At 37.6% G+C, this 18,576-nt stretch carries 15 protein-coding genes; 12 read left to right on the top strand and 3 right to left on the bottom strand.

Features of this window, described 5'->3' with window-relative positions:
• Positions 1 to 254: 254 nt before the first annotated feature.
• Both E0H87_RS04785 and E0H87_RS04780 read left to right on the top strand, forming a co-directional pair.
• Positions 255 to 1,109, top strand: a complete 855-nt coding sequence (locus E0H87_RS04785) for an inovirus-type Gp2 protein (RefSeq protein WP_131322572.1) — start codon at positions 255 to 257, stop codon at positions 1,107 to 1,109.
• A gap of 131 nt (positions 1,110 to 1,240) precedes the next feature.
• Entirely contained in the window at positions 1,241 to 1,507 is a 267-nt protein-coding gene (locus E0H87_RS04780) for a hypothetical protein (protein ID WP_131322571.1), read from the top strand.
• A gap of 155 nt (positions 1,508 to 1,662) precedes the next feature.
• Here the strand turns inward: E0H87_RS04780 and E0H87_RS04775 are convergent, their stop codons facing one another.
• Together E0H87_RS04775 and E0H87_RS04770 are read right to left on the bottom strand one after the other, a co-directional pair.
• Entirely contained in the window at positions 1,663 to 2,013 is a 351-nt protein-coding gene (locus tag E0H87_RS04775; protein ID WP_131322570.1) for a hypothetical protein, read from the bottom strand.
• Between the two features lie 145 nt (positions 2,014 to 2,158).
• Positions 2,159 to 2,464 carry a hypothetical protein gene (locus tag E0H87_RS04770; protein ID WP_131322569.1) on the bottom strand — a complete coding sequence of 102 codons (306 nt, stop codon included), beginning with the start codon at positions 2,462 to 2,464 and terminating at the stop codon, positions 2,159 to 2,161.
• A gap of 602 nt (positions 2,465 to 3,066) precedes the next feature.
• On the opposite strand from E0H87_RS04770, the gene E0H87_RS04760 reads away from it, so the two are divergent.
• The 8 genes from E0H87_RS04760 to E0H87_RS04725 all read left to right on the top strand — a co-directional run bounded on the left by E0H87_RS04760 (position 3,067) and on the right by E0H87_RS04725 (position 13,198).
• Positions 3,067 to 4,113: a DUF932 domain-containing protein gene (locus E0H87_RS04760; RefSeq protein ID WP_131322568.1), complete on the top strand. Its 1,047-nt coding sequence runs from the start codon at positions 3,067 to 3,069 to the stop codon at positions 4,111 to 4,113.
• 144 nt (positions 4,114 to 4,257) lie between these two features.
• The gene (locus tag E0H87_RS04755) at positions 4,258 to 5,295 is read left to right on the top strand and encodes a YqaJ viral recombinase family protein (protein WP_131322567.1); all 1,038 of its coding nucleotides are present in this window, start codon (positions 4,258 to 4,260) and stop codon (positions 5,293 to 5,295) included.
• A gap of 180 nt (positions 5,296 to 5,475) precedes the next feature.
• Positions 5,476 to 6,372, top strand: a complete 897-nt coding sequence (locus tag E0H87_RS04750; RefSeq protein WP_131322566.1) for a hydrolase or metal-binding protein — start codon at positions 5,476 to 5,478, stop codon at positions 6,370 to 6,372.
• A gap of 368 nt (positions 6,373 to 6,740) precedes the next feature.
• A complete protein-coding gene (locus tag E0H87_RS04745; protein WP_131322565.1) occupies positions 6,741 to 7,640 on the top strand; it encodes a helix-turn-helix transcriptional regulator in 900 nt (299 codons plus the stop codon).
• Between the two features lie 238 nt (positions 7,641 to 7,878).
• Positions 7,879 to 10,017 (top strand): hypothetical protein, encoded by a 2,139-nt coding sequence (locus E0H87_RS04740; protein WP_131322564.1) that lies wholly within the window; start codon positions 7,879 to 7,881, stop codon positions 10,015 to 10,017.
• Positions 9,992 to 11,872: a dynamin family protein gene (locus E0H87_RS04735; protein ID WP_131322563.1), complete on the top strand. Its 1,881-nt coding sequence runs from the start codon at positions 9,992 to 9,994 to the stop codon at positions 11,870 to 11,872. The genes E0H87_RS04740 and E0H87_RS04735 overlap by 26 nt, the downstream gene beginning before the upstream one ends.
• On the top strand, positions 11,872 to 12,531 hold the full coding sequence (locus tag E0H87_RS04730; RefSeq protein ID WP_131322562.1) for a hypothetical protein: 660 nt from the start codon (positions 11,872 to 11,874) through the stop codon (positions 12,529 to 12,531). Before E0H87_RS04735 ends, E0H87_RS04730 begins: the two co-directional genes overlap by 1 nt.
• A gap of 10 nt (positions 12,532 to 12,541) precedes the next feature.
• Positions 12,542 to 13,198: a HEPN domain-containing protein gene (locus E0H87_RS04725; RefSeq protein WP_227547311.1), complete on the top strand. Its 657-nt coding sequence runs from the start codon at positions 12,542 to 12,544 to the stop codon at positions 13,196 to 13,198.
• A 78-nt stretch (positions 13,199 to 13,276) separates the two neighbouring features.
• Here the strand turns inward: E0H87_RS04725 and E0H87_RS04720 are convergent, their stop codons facing one another.
• On the bottom strand, positions 13,277 to 14,839 hold the full coding sequence (locus E0H87_RS04720; RefSeq protein WP_131322561.1) for a DNA cytosine methyltransferase: 1,563 nt from the start codon (positions 14,837 to 14,839) through the stop codon (positions 13,277 to 13,279).
• An 83-nt stretch (positions 14,840 to 14,922) separates the two neighbouring features.
• Between E0H87_RS04720 and E0H87_RS04715 the strand changes: the two genes are divergently transcribed.
• Together E0H87_RS04715 and E0H87_RS04710 are read left to right on the top strand one after the other, a co-directional pair.
• On the top strand, positions 14,923 to 16,107 hold the full coding sequence (locus E0H87_RS04715; protein WP_131322560.1) for an MvaI/BcnI family restriction endonuclease: 1,185 nt from the start codon (positions 14,923 to 14,925) through the stop codon (positions 16,105 to 16,107).
• 107 nt (positions 16,108 to 16,214) lie between these two features.
• The gene (locus E0H87_RS04710; RefSeq protein WP_205677740.1) at positions 16,215 to 18,494 is read left to right on the top strand and encodes a type I restriction enzyme HsdR N-terminal domain-containing protein; all 2,280 of its coding nucleotides are present in this window, start codon (positions 16,215 to 16,217) and stop codon (positions 18,492 to 18,494) included.
• Positions 18,495 to 18,576: the final 82 nt, after the last annotated feature.

The raw sequence follows: 18,576 nt of genomic DNA, 5'->3' as shown, positions 1-18,576 counted from the left end.
AACAGGGGAATTCGTAAGATTTTCCCTGTTTGCTATAGAAGTAGAAATAGTTGTTTCATCGAAGCGTCCAAGGATAAAACATGTTGGGGAGTCGCTAGGATAATATATATTATTTATTAAATACTTAAACAACTTATTAACCTTCATCATCCCCAAATGATGAAGGTGTTTTATTGAGAAAAAACAACCCTACTACTTCAGGGTAAAAAATACAGATCCGTCACTCCTATGGAATTAACCATAGGATGATCTCAATGAACGAACCACAAACCTTACTCACAATTGAAAATCTGATGAACAGGGTGATTGAAAAACAATATTGCTGGAGAGACTTTGCATCTGATCATGCAGAACTGATGCGTGAAGCCAGAGCCATTTATATGTCTTACCGACGATACGCTCCGCTTATTCAGGCTTATTTTGATTTGCTGCCTGAACGAATCAGACGCAGGGATGAAGAGATTTTTTATAGTAATACCGCATTTCAAGAATTCCAGTCGGAGCTTAAGGATGCACACAAAGAGTTTATTCGGAACTTTAAACGCAACAATCAACGTAATCGGCAGAATCTTGAAGCGTACTTTGATGGGCTTGTAGAACGGCACCGCAAGCTATTACTCGTAAGAGTAGATTTACACTACGCTTCTGAAAAGAATATAAGCGTGGAGCGGTTTAGTGAAGATGTGGAAAGGCTGATTAGTCGGGTACAGAACAAAGATACCATCTTTAAAGATCAGGTTGGGTATGCCTATCGCCTTGAGCAAGGGGGTGAATCCAGAAACTATCATTGTCATTTGCTCATCATCTATAACGGTACTTTACGCTGTAATGATGGTTATCTTGGAATGGAAATTGGTGAATTATGGCTGGAGAATATTGCCAGTAAGGATGATACGTTTTTCAATTGTAATCAAAGTAAGTATAAGCGCAACTTTCAGGAGAAAGGGACTTTAGGTATTGGGATGATTCATCGAGCAAATCAGCGTGAGGTTCAGAATGCACATACAGTAATTAGCTATTTAGCCAAACCTGAGAAGGATGACCAGTACTTAAGAGGCAAGTTACCAAGAATGAGGGAATTTGGTAAAGGACAATTGCATATTCGCTAATTAGGGAAGTACAGAGTCATGGATTCAAAATAATTACAGATATACATCATCTACATGAACAGTGAATGTTGATTTACACATTCAAAGGCTTATCAGTTGGTAAGCCTTTTTTCATTTAAAAGGTATATCTTATGAATATTACGTGTCCTTATTGCTATTCTGAAAACGTCAGTCGTGAAACAGCTCAGTCAGAGGGTTCTAATAATTTTTCTTCTATGGCAGGTGCTGGAATTGGGGCAAGCCTAGCTAAAAGCTTTCCTTCTCCATTTTCACCTCTGTTAGGGGGACTTGCTGGTGCAGTGATTGGCGGGGTGATTGATAGTTTCATGCAGCAGCCGAAGCCACAACAGCCTGTGGCATTCTTTCATTGTCATAACTGTCAGCGTAATTTTCAGTAGTAATTGATATGTGAGATAGGGGAGACATTGAATTTCTTTAAACTTTAAAAGAATCCTTTGTCATTTCCAAAATAAAATAAGGGAAAATGTTTTCCCTTATTTTTTTAGCTTTATTGTTATTCAGTCATTGTTGGTAGCTTACTTATGTTGAGTGATTACCAAGCACAGACTTTGAAGTCACTACCGACCCAACAGGCCTTTTGCTTTTGAGAGCGTACAGCTTCCCCCCACATCGAACCACCACCGCCTAAATTGGTTGCTTGGACCACTGCCTGATTTTTACCTTCAATGATCACCATCAGTCCTTCAACTTTTAATTTTTTAGTGATGTTGGGATGGCTGATATAAAAGCTGCCGCCGCCTTGAGGCTGAAAATTACATTTGCCTTTGTAACGGGTTTGGCCACTTTCATCAATTTGACAGGTGGCTTCTTTTGCTTGGGCAAGTACAGGGAAGGTAGAGAGTAAGCCAAATGATAAGATGAGGCATAGGTTTAATTTTTTCATATTCAATTCCGTCGTCATTCATTATTTTTTTAGCAATAATTAAAGCCAATGGGCTGTAATGGTGATCTGATCACTTAGATACTGATCTTTAAGCATGAAGACACTGGCTTAACCATAACTAAAAAGCGAAGTGAGTTTTTATGCTTTATTTACAAGCGACTTTCTTAATGCTCTTAAAATCCATAATTGAAATCGTACCTTGATACTTTTCCAATTTGCTTTCGCCCGCAGTGATTAGGACGCAATCGCCTTTTTTAATGGCATTCAGGCTTTGGAATTGTTTGGTAGAGATACCAATCGTATAGATAGAAATATCGCCTTTACTTGAAGAGAAGTAAGCGCCTTCTTCACTCCATTCAAGTTTGCTAGTGACTTTAGTGGTGATGGTCGCTGCATAAATACTGGATGTAGAAAAGAGTGCTGCAATAGCCAGTAGTTTGATTGCTTTCATTTTTAACCCCATGATCATTTTAATAATAAAGAAGAATTAGAGTGCTAATTGTTCAAAGATTATTGAGGGTTAAAGAGAAATGCTGATGAGACGCAGTGAGGGTGGGGAATGAAAGGTTATGGTAGTTCATGGTAAAGATTCCTGTATGTACAATGGAAGCTCTGCCCAATTACTGCTAAATAATGGTGGCAGAACGAAAAGGGGTTAGCAGACTGGACATACAGAACCAGCACGCGCGGACGCGTCCCCCTCCCGTTCTACCGCAAAGGGGGACGAGAAGGTTTTACGCATAGGGAATACTCAGACGAATATATCCTGATGCGCTGTATGAAACGGTCTGCTAAAACCGACTGGCAATGTAGGCCAGCAAGAGAATCATAATCTGAGAGAAAGAGAAGGTCAATTCACTACCAATGGACTTGGCTAGAAATTTAGACAAAGGATTCTAAATAATTTCAGATATATATCATCTACATGAAAGATTATTCAGATCTTCAATTTTGCGTTAAACACTATTTTCGACCTGCTAACTCAGCAGGTTTTTTTATGTTCAAAATTTGGGTTTAAGCGAATTGATCTTCAATTTTTAAAAGGAAACTATCATGGCACATCAACTTGAACAAATGGCTTATGTCGGTGAAACCCCTTGGCATGGCTTAGGCAACCCACTGACCCAAAACCAACCGATTGAAGTTTGGGCACAGCAGGCAGGGATGGACTGGCGTATCGAATCTTCAGATGTCAGCTATATGGCTAAAAATGATCGTGGACAAAGCATCATCATGCCTTATGAAGAACAGCGGGTACTTTATCGCTCTGATACCTATGCGCCGTTGTCTGTGGTCAGTCAGCGTTATCAGGAAGTACAACCAATGGAAATTCTAAATTTCTACAAAGACCTGACCGAACAATCTGGTTTTGAACTGGAAACCGCAGGCGTACTCAAAGGTGGTAAGAAATTCTGGGCATTAGCCAAAACTGGACAGACTTCAGCCTTAAAAGGTAAAGATGTCAGCAATGGCTATATTCTCTTAGCCACTGCTTGTGATGGCACCTTGGCGACTACAGCACAATTCACTTCACTTCGTGTGGTGTGTAACAACACCTTAGCGATTGCCTTAAAGGGACAAAACTCTAGTGCAGGTGTAGTCAAAGTGCCACATAGTACCAAGTTCGATGCAGAGAAAATTAAACAGCAACTCGGTATTTCAGTCCGTGCATGGGATGAACATATGTATGAAATGAAACAGCTCAGTCAACGTAAAGTCACACAGACTGAAGCGGCAGCGTATTTTGATGCCGTGTTTAATAACACCAGCTTAAGTCCAATGGAACAGGACGAAGGCATTATTCAGTTCTATCGTAATGTCGCTACCCAAGCCAACAACACAACGAAAGCTGAAAATAAGACTGAACCAAATGGACGCGCGATGTCTAAAGTCATGAGCATGTTTAATGGACAGGGTCGTGGGGCAGAACTCAGTTCAGCCAAAGATACGGCTTATGGTTTGCTCTGTTCAATCACGGAATTTGCTGATCACGAACGTCGTGCCATGAGTCAAGATCATCGTCTGGATTCTGCTTGGTTCGGTGCAGGTGCAAGTTTAAAGCAACGTGGACTCGAACAAGCACTACGCTTAGTTGTTTAAGTTTAGATTCAGATTCCAGATTTAACATGAGGATATGAGATCAATATGATCCTGTAAATATCCCTAACCCCAAACACCTCTTTGCCACATCTCCAGATGTGGCTTTTTTTATGCCCAAAATTTAAAAATTACAGGAAATTATTTATGAACTCAGCACTGATTCACCCAACTCATACCAGACCAAACCTCCAAGCTGACCGTCCAAAGCTGTTTACCGCAAAACGTTTCGTAGAGACTAAAAATATGACTCAAGCCGAATGGCTGGAAGTCAGACGCAAGGGCATTGGTAGCAGTGATTGTGCTGCGGCTTGTGGGCTGAATCCCTATATGTCGATGCTTGAACTCTGGATGATCAAGACAGGAAGGATTCAACAAAACATTGAAGATGAAAGCGAAGGCCATGCACCTCTATACTGGGGCAAGCGGTTAGAGCCATTCGTTGCTGAATACTACAGTATGCACACCCAGCATAAGGTCCGTCGCATCAATGCTGTATTACAACACCCTGATCCAGACAAGCACTTCATGTTAGCCAACTTGGATTACTCAGTTGGTGGAGATGCCGATGTACAAATACTGGAGTGTAAAACCGCAGGGGAATATGGCGCCAAGCTCTGGCGAAATGGTGTACCGTTATACGTCCTCTGTCAGGTGCAACATCAATTGGCAGTCACAGGCAAGAAAGCCGCGCATATTTGTGTCTTACTCTGTGGACATGAAACCCGCATTTTTAAAGTCACCCGTTCTGAATCGGTGATCCAGCATATCGTCAATGCTGAACGTTACTTCTGGGAATGTGTCGAAAAGGATATACCGCCTGAAGCGGATGCCAGTGAATCGGCAGCTAAAGCCTTACAGCTACTCTATCCAGAACATGTACCGCTCAGTACCACAGACTTATCAGAAGATGCTCAAGCCAATCAACAGTTTGAACAACTGATCCGAGTGCGTAACCAAGTTGAGCAGTATCAAAAGCAATTTGACCTGCTAAAGCACCAATTACAAGGCCGAATGCAGGAAGCAGAGCGTGCCACGTTTAAAGCGGGCTCAGTCACGTGGAAGAAGTCGAAAGACTCAATTAGCCTTAATACCCAAGCATTACTTCTAAAACAGCCTGAGCTGATCCAGCAATATCCGCAGAAAAAACAAGGCAGTCGCCGCTTCAACATTTATACCGACTAAGCCTATTTCAATCCACGTTATCCCATCTGCGCAAAAACCGCTCCCCGCCCTTTACTCCTAAGAGTAAAGGGCAATACGGTCGCGGCTTTTGGAGCTAGCTATATACATATTTATTCAAAGAGGTGATCTACCTACATAGAGGTGGATGATCTGTAAAAAATATAATAGAGGAAATTATCCATGATTAAAGGTTTAACGATTACACCGCCAACCTTAGGGCGTATCAGCATTGGTCGTGTTGTTGAAAAGAACGGAAAACGTGTCCCTGAAAAAGATGACCAATTTACCATTACCAGCCAAATCCAGAATAAGGACGGATGGGTGAAGCATCCACTGGATGAACAACTTCGAGCTAAAGCACCCAATCAAAAACTCAGAACCATTCCTGTACGGATGATTTTCAATGATCCCGAACTGAACTTACGTGCTGAGTACAGCTTATTTGATCGACAAACGGGACGACCTGTATGTGTCGGCAACGGTGAAACCTGCCAACGTTTAACAAGTCAAGGCGTAGAGCAACACCCATGCCCATCACCTGATTTATGTCCATTGGCACAAGGTGGGTTATGTAAGCCTTATGGTCGTCTATATGTGAATTTAGATGAATCGGATGAATTTGGCAGTTTTATTTTTAGAACGACAGGCTTTAACAGCATTCGTACTTTAGCAGCACGACTCTGTTATTACCACGCAGCATCGAATGGGTTGCTGTCATGTTTACCGCTTCAACTCACATTGAGAGGCAAGTCTACGACACAAAGCTATCGTACCCCTGTGTATTACGTGGACTTAACACTACGTGAAGGTATTTATTTACAGGAGGCGATTCAGACCGCTAAGGAGATTGATCCGAAAAGTAAGCTGTGTGGTTTTAACCAACATGCCTTAGATCAGGCAGCTTTACAAGGCTATGGAAAATCTCAGTTTGAGGTGAATGTGGAGGAAGGATTAGATCTGGTGGAGGAGTTTTACGTTGAAGAAATACAGCCGAATAACTCAGTTAAATTAAGCGATCTAGCTCAAATACAAGATATTCAACAAGATTTGCAGCAGAGTGTGAGAGTAGTTACTTAAGCAGGAAAACTTTATAAAAAAATAAGTTCTTACATTTTGCAATTCAAGTATCTTTTGAGTTGCAAAGTGTAGAATTAAAATATTTTAGATCAAGGGCTTAATTTTGATAATCTTTTAAATTGGTAATTCAAATCTCTTTTATAAGAGGATTAATTATTTTCTGTAATAATTGGAATTCTCTAAAATTTACGCGCCTTATAAATTACTTAGATTTAATTTTGTTTTTCTATAAATATATATTTTTTTTGTAATTTTGTGTATTTTGTTGTTCTTTACTTTAGAAATATATTTTTATAAATAATTGAGGGACATAACCTGTCTAGTTTACCAGCATAATGGCAATTCTAAGACTGTTGTTGAAATGAAATATGCAAAAAGTAGCTTCAAGTAAACATGAAACTTTGGCAAATCGATTGGCCGGTATTCTCACTAAATTGAATTCAGGCTATAGATTAGATGTCTCCCGGCTTGCGGAAGAATATGAAGCTCATCCACGGACTATAAGACGTGATTTTATACGTTTTGAAGCATGTAATATTCCTTTGCAAAAAGAAGGAACTGTTTATTTCCTTGACCCAAAATACTTGGGACAGTTGACATTTCGGGATATACAAATATTTTCACAAATTTCCGGTATTAGTCATTTGTATCCTAAATTGGATGTCTCTTTTCTTCGTGAGCTATTAGATAGTCGAGTTTATGATGCAAAAGGGTATTCTGTAGAGGATGCTTCAGAATTTAAGCATTTATTCCCAGTATTTAGTAAGGCAATTCTGAATAGTCAGCAAATTGCTTTTGTCTATAAGGGGGAACCAAGAATTGTTGAACCCTATAAATTGCTTCACCACCATGGAAGTTGGTATTTAGCAGCAGTTCGTGAAGGTGAATTGCGCGCTTATCGTTTAAGTCAGGTTGAAGTTACAGAGCATCAACATCAACTTTCCGGATTTAAACCAGATGAGAAAATTTTAAAGCAGCTAGAAAATGAAAATAGTATTTGGTTTAGTAATGAAAAAAAAATAGAAGTGATTTTAAATATTCATCCTACAGTAGCATCATATTTTAAACAACGTGCTCTATTCCCTGAGCAGCAAATTATTAAGCATTTGGATAATGGTGGCTTACTTATTTCGACGCAGATCAGTCATTATCAACAAGTGCTCCCTTTAGTCCGCTATTGGATTCCGCATGTAAAAATTCTAAAACCAGTAGGATTACAAGTAGAGTTTGAGGCAGCGTTGAAGTCTTATTTGGATGAGGTGATCTGATGCCAGTACCTTTGGGGGCGAAGAAGCATTTTTGTACTAAGTGTAGGTATTCTAAAATTATTTATCATCGAACAGATATGATTTTGACATTTGCATGTCCTAAATGTGGTGGCGAAATGGTTCTTACAAATGAATCAAATTTATTGGTTCGGATATTAAATATTTTTTGTAAAAAGTAAAAATATTGTGGTTATATCTTTAAATTTTATGAAAAATTAAATGAGGAATTTGGTGGGATATGAATACGGAAGCCGGAACAATTATTAGATTGGAGCGTTCATTAGGCAACTTATTGTTAAGTTTAGCAGGGGTGTCTGGTTATAACGAAATAAAAGATCAAATTATTGGAGTTAACCGGAAGTTAAGAATTACAAGGGAGTTGGAGCATACTAGGTATGTTGCTGTAGCTGGTACTCAAAGTGCTGGTAAAACACGTTTGATACGTGAAATTTATAACTTGGATGATACTTGGTTATCTGATAATGAAGGTCGTGGTGAACAATTACCAGTTTTTATTCTGGAGAGTAAAACATGTACACAACCTTTTGCTGTTAAAGTTGAATTTGATGAAAAGTCTGGAAGTGACAAAGAAGTTAAAATAGAACCAGAAGAATTCCAGCAAATATTGAGAAATTATAATGCTGATAACACAATTTTATTAGTGAAGTTGTATGTTCCATCTAAGCACTTTAAAGGAGAGGAGTTAGGGTTTGTTCTTTTACCTGGTTATGAATTAGAAACAAGAGAAAATAAAAAGTGGCAAGAGTTGATGAGACATACTTTAATACATGCCTTGGGATGTATATTGGTCACTGATGAAACGCGTATTGCAGCAAATAGTTCACAAAAAATTTTAAATGATTTACGAAGTAAATATTTAGAATATCGTCAACCAGTAATAGCTGTGACCAAAACAGAAAATTTACAAGATGAACAGCGTCAGGAGTTACAAAAAACTGTAGCAGAAGTCTTTCAATTTAATGAGCAGCAGCGAGCAAATATTGTTTTAACGGGTGCTAATAATCATGAATATAAAAGCAGATGGGAGTCAGCATTAATTTTTGCAGTTCTAAGTACTACACATAACTCTAGAGAGTCGGAATTAGCAAAATATAATGAATTCGATGATATTTTGTCGATTGAATTAGAAAAAATAGTTGATAAGGTTGACAGCAGTTTGAGAGAGAGTGGTGTGTCTGCTATTGGTCAGGAAAAAACAGTTGAAGAAATTATATTAAAATTTGATGAGGCTAGAGATAGGTTTAAAAAAGCATATAGTAAAAAAATAACTTTTCAGACCCAAGAGTATGTTAAGACAGCTATAGAAAGTGCTGAAAAATTATATAAAAAGGATGAAGAGGGATTGGGGAATTGGTTGAAAAATACAGCCAATACGCTGATACAAAATAGTGATACCAGTCGCCATAAACAACGCATTCGGCAGATTTGGTTGGAAAACCATAATATTGAGTCTAGTGAGCCAAGAACAATTATAGAAAGTAATTTGTTGGCGTTGTCATCTCTGTCTAAGGATCAATTAGGATTAGAGTTGGACTTGAAGTTTGAACGTGATGGGGCTTTGATGATTAATCATCAAAAGCTTCTAGGAAATGCTTCTAGTGATAAAGTTAATATATTTGATAGACCAGAAATAAAAGAAGGGCTAAGTTTATTATTCCGTCCAAATTTAAACTTGTCAGAAGATAAAAAAATACAGTTTGATGAAAACTCTAATTTGCCAAAAGCAATTGCTTTAGTACCAGCAGTGGTTATGGAATATGCACGTATTATGCAAATTGCAACAGTTATTACGCCTAACATTAATATTGAACAAGGTATGACAGCAACTCAGTTAATTGAAAATATTGCAAAATCAACTAGTGAGGGATTACCAAAATTTCAGGAATCACTACAGCCTGTTGTGAGAACTTTAGCAGCCATTTTTGCAGTTGATGTTGCTGCCGATGGGCAAATAGATACGATTCCTGCATTAATTGATGCAATATCTGGTAGTGCTAGCACGGTTACTAGTGGCATTGGCTCAACAGTATCTATTGCAGCGGCGGGAGTTATTATTGCAGGATATCTTGCGTATCAAATAGGTAAAGAGACCGAAAACTATCATAATAGCCAAAAAGAATACATTGCGGCAGTATTGGGACATTATGGTGATGCGAATGTTCAAAAAGCATTAGAACATTATGATGATGTGATGGAAAATATTCGTGATGTCATATTTAATAATTTAAATAAAGCGTATGGAATAGATAAGGGTTTACTTAAAAAGGATACGATTTATCGCTCTCTAAATGCAGTGAAAAATTCTCAAGAAAATTTACAGAGGCTCTTAGGTGGCAAACAGTCAAGATTGGCATAAATTTTATGAGCAACGATATCAATGGGCTACAGATGCATATCAGAGTTTCCTTGATCGGGTAGATCCGGATTTACAAGCTGATTTAAAACGTACTGACCAAGTAACTATTGTTGTTTATGGTTCAACACAAGTGGGCAAAACATCCTTAATTCTGAAACTACTCAGAATTAAGGAGAGTTGCATGAGTGAAGTTTCCAAACCATTACGTGGTGGTCGGGAAATGGGGAAATCTTCTACAATAATGCCAATCCGTTATCGTAAGTCTGTAGATGACCAATGGCATTTCCGTGATAGTCAGGGTACAAACATAGATGTAAGTACGGTTGATGAGTATTTTAGAAAATTAAGAGAAACGGTTGAGTATGGTAGACAGCATCAAAGAGAAGTTATTGATGTACATATCCCTCAAAAATACTTTATTAGTGATTTGGAGCAGACACCATTAGATGTCCGTATTTTAGATTTACCTGGTATCCAAGCAATAGATACTAATGAACAAAGTCATGTGGAAAAAATTGCAAAACAATATGCAACTACAGCCGATGTAATATTACTTGTTGGGCGGTTAGATGATTTATCTTTCTTGAACCCTGAGAGATTGGTGTTAGATGAATTTAAATATTGGACATCGCAATTAAATCGATTTAGGGTTGTTTTTACATATGCATTTTCACCAATAACTGTATTGGATTATATAGCTAAAAATAAAGAACATTTTGACTTTAATAGTTTTAAGGGGAGAATTTTTGAACAATTAATAACGCATGATTTTATAAAATCTAGCGAGTGTAAGGATATTATCTACCCATTAGAGTTTGGCCGCTCTTTAATGAATATGGAAAAACAGAATTTTTCTAATATTGATAATATTAACAAGGTGAATAATGATTCATTTGAGGCACTCTACAATAGTTTGCGTAAGGCGGCAAATCCCTATGCACGATTTATGAATGGCTTTAATGTGCAACGATTAATTGAAAATAAAATTAAAGTTGAGGCGGATGGTTATAAGGAGAGTGAAAGTAATCTTAATGAGGAGTTGAAATGTTTTAATTTGGATTTAAATGATATTGAGAATATTTTAAACGATTTTTATGATAAAAAAATAAAAACTAATAATGAAATTAAAAAATTATCTGATTTAAATAAAAGAAATTTTGTTGAAGATATTTGTAAAATATTTTCTAATTTTTTAAATTTAAAAAAACCTAATGTTAAAAAAGTTTCTGCACTAAAGTCTTGGCTAAGAGAGGTTAGTGCGGAAATGAGAAAATGTTGGGGGCGGTTGGATACAATTGAAATTCTAGAATATGATGATTTTTATTTTGGTCAACCGCCGTCATTAGATACTACTAATATTGCAACATGTTATAAAATATTAAATAATCACTCATTTGATAAATATCTATTTGATAGTAATTTTGATAAAGATTATTATTTTTTATATGATGCTATAGATAAAGAGGTCTCTAATTTTTCTAATGAAGCAGCTAATAAAATTAGATTCTACTGTGAAAGAAAAAATAACGTAATGACACAAGAATTAATAAGAATAGAGCGTGAAATTGAAATATTAAAATATTCAAAAGAACAGAAATCTAATTTAAAGAATCAAGTTGAAAACAACTTAAAGGATCTTAATCATAAGTATGGAATATTCAAAGATGATATGAAAGAGGCTATAAGGCATGCAGAAAGTTTTAAGGATTTGATGCGACTCTCATTTGAGGAAACTTGTAAGCAGTCTAAAATGAATTTTATTAATGAAAAAAATGCAATTATAAAATTTCATAGATTATGGTATAGCATATTGTTAGAACAGCAATATACTAAATTTTCTGAGGTGGAAAAATAATGCTAATCGAAAATGAATTAGATGTATTGAATACAAATGATGCATCTATGGATGATTTGAAACTACTTGTTGATAATATTATTAATGAACCATTAAATAATAGTATTAATAGTCATATTGATGATCTAAAGTGGAGTATTGAAAATTTTCAAAATGAACTTTTAAAAAGCATTCTGACTAGAAGTGAAAAAAAAGAATTAAAAAAACTATCTGAGGATAGTGAAAATGGTTTTGATGAAATTAAAGAAGTTATTGAAAATCAAAAAAATATTTTTAAGAGAAGTCTTGATAGCAAAACTGAAGCTTTTGAAAATAGTGTAAAAATTTTACATCAGGAAGCATTTCAAGTAGCAGAAAATAATAAAAATACACATGAAAAAAATCTGGAACATTTAAAAATTATAATTAAAGAAGGTTTTTTAAAAATTGGAGATGATTTGAAACATTTTGAAAATATGTCAACGGATCAGTCTGAAATGGTTGAAGAAAAATTTCAATTAATGCAAAAAAAAATTGATGATGTTGTAAATGATTTTAAAGGAGTCTCTTTGCAATATAGTAATCATCAGGAAGAAAATAAGAAAGTATATTTTATTTTAATTGCATTAAATATTGTTTTTTTAGTGCTTTTGATAGCATTAATTTATATCAAGTTTTAAGGATTTATGAATGTATTCCTTGTTAATGCTAAATGAAAAACTAAAGATATCCCGTTCTTCAAACCCTGATGTGCTTAATCTGAGAATTCATCGAGCAATAAGTTGGCTAGAGCAGGCAGAATGTACTGAGGATTTAGATGGTAAATTTATTTATTATTGGATTGCTTTTAATGCTGTTTATGCGCAGGACTTTGGTAATGGCATGAAAGCCATAGATAAAGGCTTATTTGTTCAATTTATACATAAACTTTGTTTATTGGATAATAACAAAACTATATATCAACTGGTATGGAAAACCTATTCAGGTAGCATTCGTATACTATTAAATAATCGGTTTACTTTCCAGCCTTTCTGGGACTACCAAAATGGTCTGCTTGAAAAGCAAGGATGGGAAGCTCAATTTGAGATTAATATAAAAAGAGCAACGAAAGCATTGAGTGAACAAGATACACCTACAATTTTGACCATATTATTTTATCATATTTATACATTGCGTAATCAAATTGTACATGGTGGTGCGACTCACGGTAGTAGTATAAATCGTGATCAGGTAGGCGATGCTTGTAATATTCTAGGTAGTATCTTACCTGTTATTATCAGCATTATGCTTGAACATCCAATTGAACAACAATGGGGCAGACCTTTTTACCCAGTGATAAAAGAATAATCTAGGTAAGCTCATAGACGAGACTAAAATTTATGAGCTTGATTTCGTAGTCTGATTATTATTGTCTATAAGAACTAATTAATTGTGATGATATAAATTAATTAAATATTTTAAAGACTTCCCTAATGCATAGCCCAAAAGTGGCGGAACAGCATTACCCACTTGCGTATATTGTGGCACTTCAAATTTACGCATCTGTCCACCAGTTGTCACTTTAGATAAGAACTTAAAGTTATCGGGGAAAGACTGGATACGCGCCATTTCACGCACGGTAAGCGTTCTTAAATCACTGTAATGACAGGCATCATCTGGGATAGATAAAGCAGCCGGTGCAGGTTGATGTGGTATTAATGCTTTTTGTGTTTGTTTTTTGGTTTGATGAAGTTTTAAATACTGGACCAAATCATTACGGCTATAAAAACGAACTGGCTTACATTCATCATTCAAGAAAGCTAGCGCATGTAATTCATTAAATGCTTTTTCCGAGATATTGTCCGTAATGCCCTTTAAAACTTGCTGTACTTCTTTCTTCGTTTCTTTCGATACTGCATTTAGGTTTTGATAAAGCTTAAAACGCTTTTGGACATGAATACCATTGGCTCTTAACTCATAATTGCTTATTTGTTCGTGATCTGCCAACAGCGGGTTAAATAGTTCATCTAGTCGAGCGACATACGGCGATTTATCAATTTTATCTGTAATAGATAAATCCTGAATGGCATCTTGAACAGAGATTTCTTTACCCTTAAAAGCAATTAACGGCTTTAAGAATGATTGAGCAAAAAACTCTGTATCACTATCCACATCGTAAAAATCTAGATGCCCGTATTCAAGTTCCGGATTAGATTTCACTTTTTCAAAGAACTCAAAACAGCGATTAAATGCTGATTTTTCTACACTATTAAGCTTATCAATGATGTTCTTAAACACATCAACACGCATACCCAATAAGATAAATCTAGGTCTGTTTTGTGCTACACCGGTATACTTCGCATTTACGTGTAAACACAAGGGAATATAGTCCATGCCGGCAAAAGCTTTAGCAACTTCATACCAAGCATAGAATTGACCTTTCTCGGTGTTAAAGGCTCTGAGAATTCCGGTTACATTTTCTAGAAGAACAAACTTAGGTTGAGTTAGTCCAACAAATTTCGCAAATTCCCACGGCAGAGTATTTCTTTCATTACCTAACTGACGTAAGCCAGCCATACTAAAGCTTTGACATGGAGGGCCTCCAGAAACCAGATCTAATCCATTTGCTAAACCTTGATCTTGAATTTGCTTTAATAATTCTGGAGACTGCCCCATCAATTTATTTAATTCAACAATACTGCCGACTAATAACTTTTTATTCAGCACTGTTTCTGATGAAATGTCCGTATATCCACCTTCTTCTATTGGGGGATAAGCCTTTGGATTTTCCCGAAGCCTTTTACTCATTTCTTCTTTTGAAAAACTTGAATTGATCCACAGTGCATGTTCTGGTGCATTATTTCCATCTAACTTTTCATTGAAAAAGTTATAGGAAAATGTCTCTGCTGCCATTGGAGACAATTCATTTGCAATAACGAGGTTATATCCTGAAGCTTCAAGTCCAAGAGATAAGCCACCACAACCGGCGAACAATTCAATATAGTTCAAAAATAAACTCTGATAGATTTTTAAAAACAGCCTTATTCTAAAGTACACTTAGCTAAAAATCCAGGGCTTATCTCCATTAAAAAATGAATCAAAGAACTCCAATACTTTTAACAACTGAACAAAATCAAATTTCTCTCAAAAACCGCCATTATTTAGCTCAAAAAGGCATTGATTATGGCTTGTTATCTATTACCCAAACCGGTCTAGATAAGTCGATTATGGATGCCGTAGGTTCATTACGTGCCTATCTTAAAGAACGACAATACCATGACTACGATAATCAATCGCAAGGGACTCCCTATAAAGTTCTAAATCTTTGCTTTTTAGTTGTCTCTGATAATGAAGCTCAAAATCAGAAAGTGAGCTTATACCGCCCCGAGACAAAAAAAGGTGATCCTCGCATTTGGATCTACGGCTTAAAAAGCAGTGCTCAACCCGGAGATGAGATTGCTTTAATTGTCGATAAAGGTGATCTTTATGTATTCAACATTTCAAAACTAGATTTATCAGTGAATCAAGTCCTAGCTCAAATTGTGAATGACTACGAAGCTGTAGCTCATGAGTTACTTGAGTTATTGCAAGCGTTAAGTAAGAAAGGTCCATTACAAGCAATTATGAAAGGCGATACGGCGATTGGCATGACCATAGAGCATGCTTTAGGTATTCCCGCCAACTCATCACCATTCCCTGATTACAAAGGAATAGAGCTTAAATCATCGCGCTTAAATAAAGCGTCTAACCGTACCAACCTATTTGCCCAAGTTCCAGATTGGTCTATAAGTACACTGAAAAGCAGTCAACAAATTGTTGATAAATATGGTTATGAGCGTGACGGCGACTTAAAGCTTTACTGCACCTTAGCAGCCAACAAATACAATTCTCAAGGATTGGGCTTTGAAGTGGATTTCAATAATGACGTATTAAATGAGATTCATATTCAAGATGGTTCTGTCGTTAGTTGGCTTGGTCAAACCCTTAGAAATAAATTGCTCGAAAAGCACCGTGAAACCTTCTGGATTAAGGCAGATACTCATATAAGCAATGATGATGAATACTTTACTCTTCGGTCAATTACTCATACTAAGAACCCATTAGCAAGCCAGTTTTTGCTTCTAATGGAGCAAGGGATCATTACGATGGATCATTTGATTAAGCGGAAGAATATGACAGGTGGTGCAAGAGAAAAAGGACCTTTATTTAAAATTAAACCACAACATTTGGAACTATTATTCCCAGAACCTCAAGAGTTTTATTTAACAGGGGAATAATAAATTTTTCATTAGAGCAGGATTTAGGAGTCGTCGTAATGTCTAGTACTAAACAAACCCAGCAAGTGTTACCACCTGTTCGTACCGAAGCTGAATTGGAGAGTCGAATGGCTGCGGCTTTGTCAACAGCCTTCCCTAATATTCCCCGGAACGAATTAGTTGAACAACGGCGCTTCAAAGTGCGTCTTGGCCATGAAACGCACGAATTCGACAGTGCAGCCCAATGGGAGAAAAGCGGACGAGCGGATATAATCATCTTTCACAATGAACGACCATTAGCAGTAGTTGAACTCAAGCGTGAGGATCTTACGCTTACTCATGCTGATTATGAGCAAGCACAAAGTTATGCGAATCAGTTGACGCCACGCCCTCCTCTTGTGATCGTCACAAATGGGACCAATACAGACATTTACGATTCCAATACAGGGCATCCTTGGTCTGGTGAGCAGGACGCTGAAGAAGCGATATCTCGACTGCTGGCTAATGCTAGCAAGTTAGCTAAGGCAGATATGCGGTGGGCGACTGAAGCTTTACTGGGTCGGGAGACTGGGGTCTGGGTACCTATCGTGCGGTCAGTAACTGAGAATCTATTAGCCCAAATGACTGATCCAGTTGGTCAGTCTGATCGAACGTTTGCCGAGCGTCTGCTGTTTACCCGTGGCAGTACCACCACCGCAATTGAATCAGTATTAGCTGGGACGATATTTACAATTATCGAAGGCACGGCACAGAGTGGCAAAAGTAGTTGTCTTCGTGAGCTTGCTATGCGGACTAACAAGAGTGAAAACTTAGCTGTACTGATGTTTCGAGGTACGGGGCCGGGACTATTCCAATCGTTGGCGAATGTGTTTGCCACGGAGCTTGAGTGGAATCTTACTGCTAATGATGCCCGTCAATGGTTACGGCGGATGTCCACCGGGCCAGAGGGGCCGCTACTCTTGCTTGCTATCGACGATGTTGGGGCAGGTACCCCAATGGCTTCTGATATTGAGGAATTGGCGAACCTGAAACTTGGTAATAAGCTTAATGTCATTCTGACCACTGATGATGCTGATAGCCTGATTAAGGCTCCAAATGGCCGTACAAAGACGGCGATAGGGGCTCTGGCAGATGTTATTAAAATCGGCCCTTTAGGGCTTGAAGAGTTTGAAGAGGCGAAAAAGACCCTCATTAATCATAAAATTCTCTTTCAACCGGGTGCGGAGTATGTACAGGACTACCGAGCGCCGTGGATACTTAGAATGATTTACGATAGTGCCGTACGTAACCCACAATACCAAGAAAAAGGTAAATTTTGTGTTATTCCACCGTCACTTGGAGTTGAGCTTGTAGATTTAGCACGTCAAAACTATGAACATCAGTCAGACTTGCTTCGCGGATATCGTGTACTTGCGCGTTCTGCTCTAGCTGATAATGGTGCCTATCCTGCGGAACTACAGTTGGCAGCAGCAAATGGATTTTTCGTGCGTCAAGATGCACTTTCTGAAGAAGCGCGTCATGCGTTAATAGTGCTTAAGTCTAAAGGTGCCGTGCGTACCTATCGCCACGTAAGCAGAGAAGATGTCGTTGTACCAACTATTCCAGCCGCATTTCTATCTGAGTTTGCTGATGTCGTAGGTGAGGAACTTAAGCGTCGCGTTGAAGTAAGCCCGCGAGAAGCTGGTACTTGGCTTGGCAACCGCTTAGCTACCGTTTATTTGGGGGATTTGATTGGTGCGCAGGCAATTCGCAGCATGGCTGAGAAAACGGGTTCATTCAGTTCAGGAATCGTAGAAGGTCTTCTTGATATGGAACCTATAGAAGAATGCATGGAAAATGGGATATTCATGATGACTTTACCAGACGGTCAAATGATTTATCTGAAGATTGAAGGAAATCAATGTTGGATATGCGATCGTCATGGTGAAATGATTAGTGAACCTTTTGATATCGAAGAAGAAGACTCAGATTTACTTGTCAACACTGTAGCTTGGATGATTCTTGGACAACTTGCTAGATGCCCGTCAGTAGAAGTTGGTGGTGATGGTAAGCGAATGGATGCTTGGATTTTATTTAACATTGGGCAATGTCCATTCCCATTGTTACGAGTAAACGAAGAGGGAATAGGCCATCTTGTACATGACCTCGGCAATAAGGGACGAGTCCTTTGCCACAAACACGGCCCTATTGAGGCTACGACACAAGCGATGGTTTCTTTATTTGTAAATCCTTGGGAAGATTCTGACGAATGGGTAAATCATGCGATTAGAACAGGGTCTCAGCCACTTTTGCATCGTTTGGCGATTGCACTGCGCGTCGTACAAGAGCGGAGTATACCTGAGCTTTCCACATGGGCTAATATGATATTGAAGGATCGTGTTCTCCCTATACTTGCGTGTGTACATTGACAGTAAATAATTCCTAAGATTGAATTACTGCAGTTGAGAAGAGTAGCGGACTAAATACAGCTTATATAGGCTGTTGATTGAT

The sequence above is a fragment of the Acinetobacter sp. ANC 4178 genome (assembly GCF_004331175.1).
Taxonomy (GTDB): domain Bacteria; phylum Pseudomonadota; class Gammaproteobacteria; order Pseudomonadales; family Moraxellaceae; genus Acinetobacter.
Note: the sequence above shows the minus strand (reverse complement) of the source record. Positions and strands in the feature narration are given on the sequence as shown.

What these genes read in the sequence shown, in the direction of transcription:
- E0H87_RS04760 (WP_131322568.1), top strand. Translation starts at nt 3,067, where the DNA reads ATGGCACATCAACTTGAACAAATGGCTTATGTCGGTGAAACCCCTTGG.
- E0H87_RS04755 (WP_131322567.1), top strand. Translation starts at nt 4,258, where the DNA reads ATGAACTCAGCACTGATTCACCCAACTCATACCAGACCAAACCTCCAA.
- E0H87_RS04775 (WP_131322570.1), bottom strand. Translation starts at nt 2,013, where the DNA reads ATGAAAAAATTAAACCTATGCCTCATCTTATCATTTGGCTTACTCTCT.
- E0H87_RS04740 (WP_131322564.1), top strand. Translation starts at nt 7,879, where the DNA reads ATGAATACGGAAGCCGGAACAATTATTAGATTGGAGCGTTCATTAGGC.
- E0H87_RS04710 (WP_205677740.1), top strand. Translation starts at nt 16,215, where the DNA reads ATGGCTGCGGCTTTGTCAACAGCCTTCCCTAATATTCCCCGGAACGAA.
- E0H87_RS04745 (WP_131322565.1), top strand. Translation starts at nt 6,741, where the DNA reads ATGCAAAAAGTAGCTTCAAGTAAACATGAAACTTTGGCAAATCGATTG.
- E0H87_RS04770 (WP_131322569.1), bottom strand. Translation starts at nt 2,464, where the DNA reads ATGAAAGCAATCAAACTACTGGCTATTGCAGCACTCTTTTCTACATCC.
- E0H87_RS04715 (WP_131322560.1), top strand. Translation starts at nt 14,923, where the DNA reads ATGAATCAAAGAACTCCAATACTTTTAACAACTGAACAAAATCAAATT.
- E0H87_RS04750 (WP_131322566.1), top strand. Translation starts at nt 5,476, where the DNA reads ATGATTAAAGGTTTAACGATTACACCGCCAACCTTAGGGCGTATCAGC.
- E0H87_RS04725 (WP_227547311.1), top strand. Translation starts at nt 12,542, where the DNA reads ATGTATTCCTTGTTAATGCTAAATGAAAAACTAAAGATATCCCGTTCT.
- E0H87_RS04780 (WP_131322571.1), top strand. Translation starts at nt 1,241, where the DNA reads ATGAATATTACGTGTCCTTATTGCTATTCTGAAAACGTCAGTCGTGAA.
- E0H87_RS04785 (WP_131322572.1), top strand. Translation starts at nt 255, where the DNA reads ATGAACGAACCACAAACCTTACTCACAATTGAAAATCTGATGAACAGG.
- E0H87_RS04730 (WP_131322562.1), top strand. Translation starts at nt 11,872, where the DNA reads ATGCTAATCGAAAATGAATTAGATGTATTGAATACAAATGATGCATCT.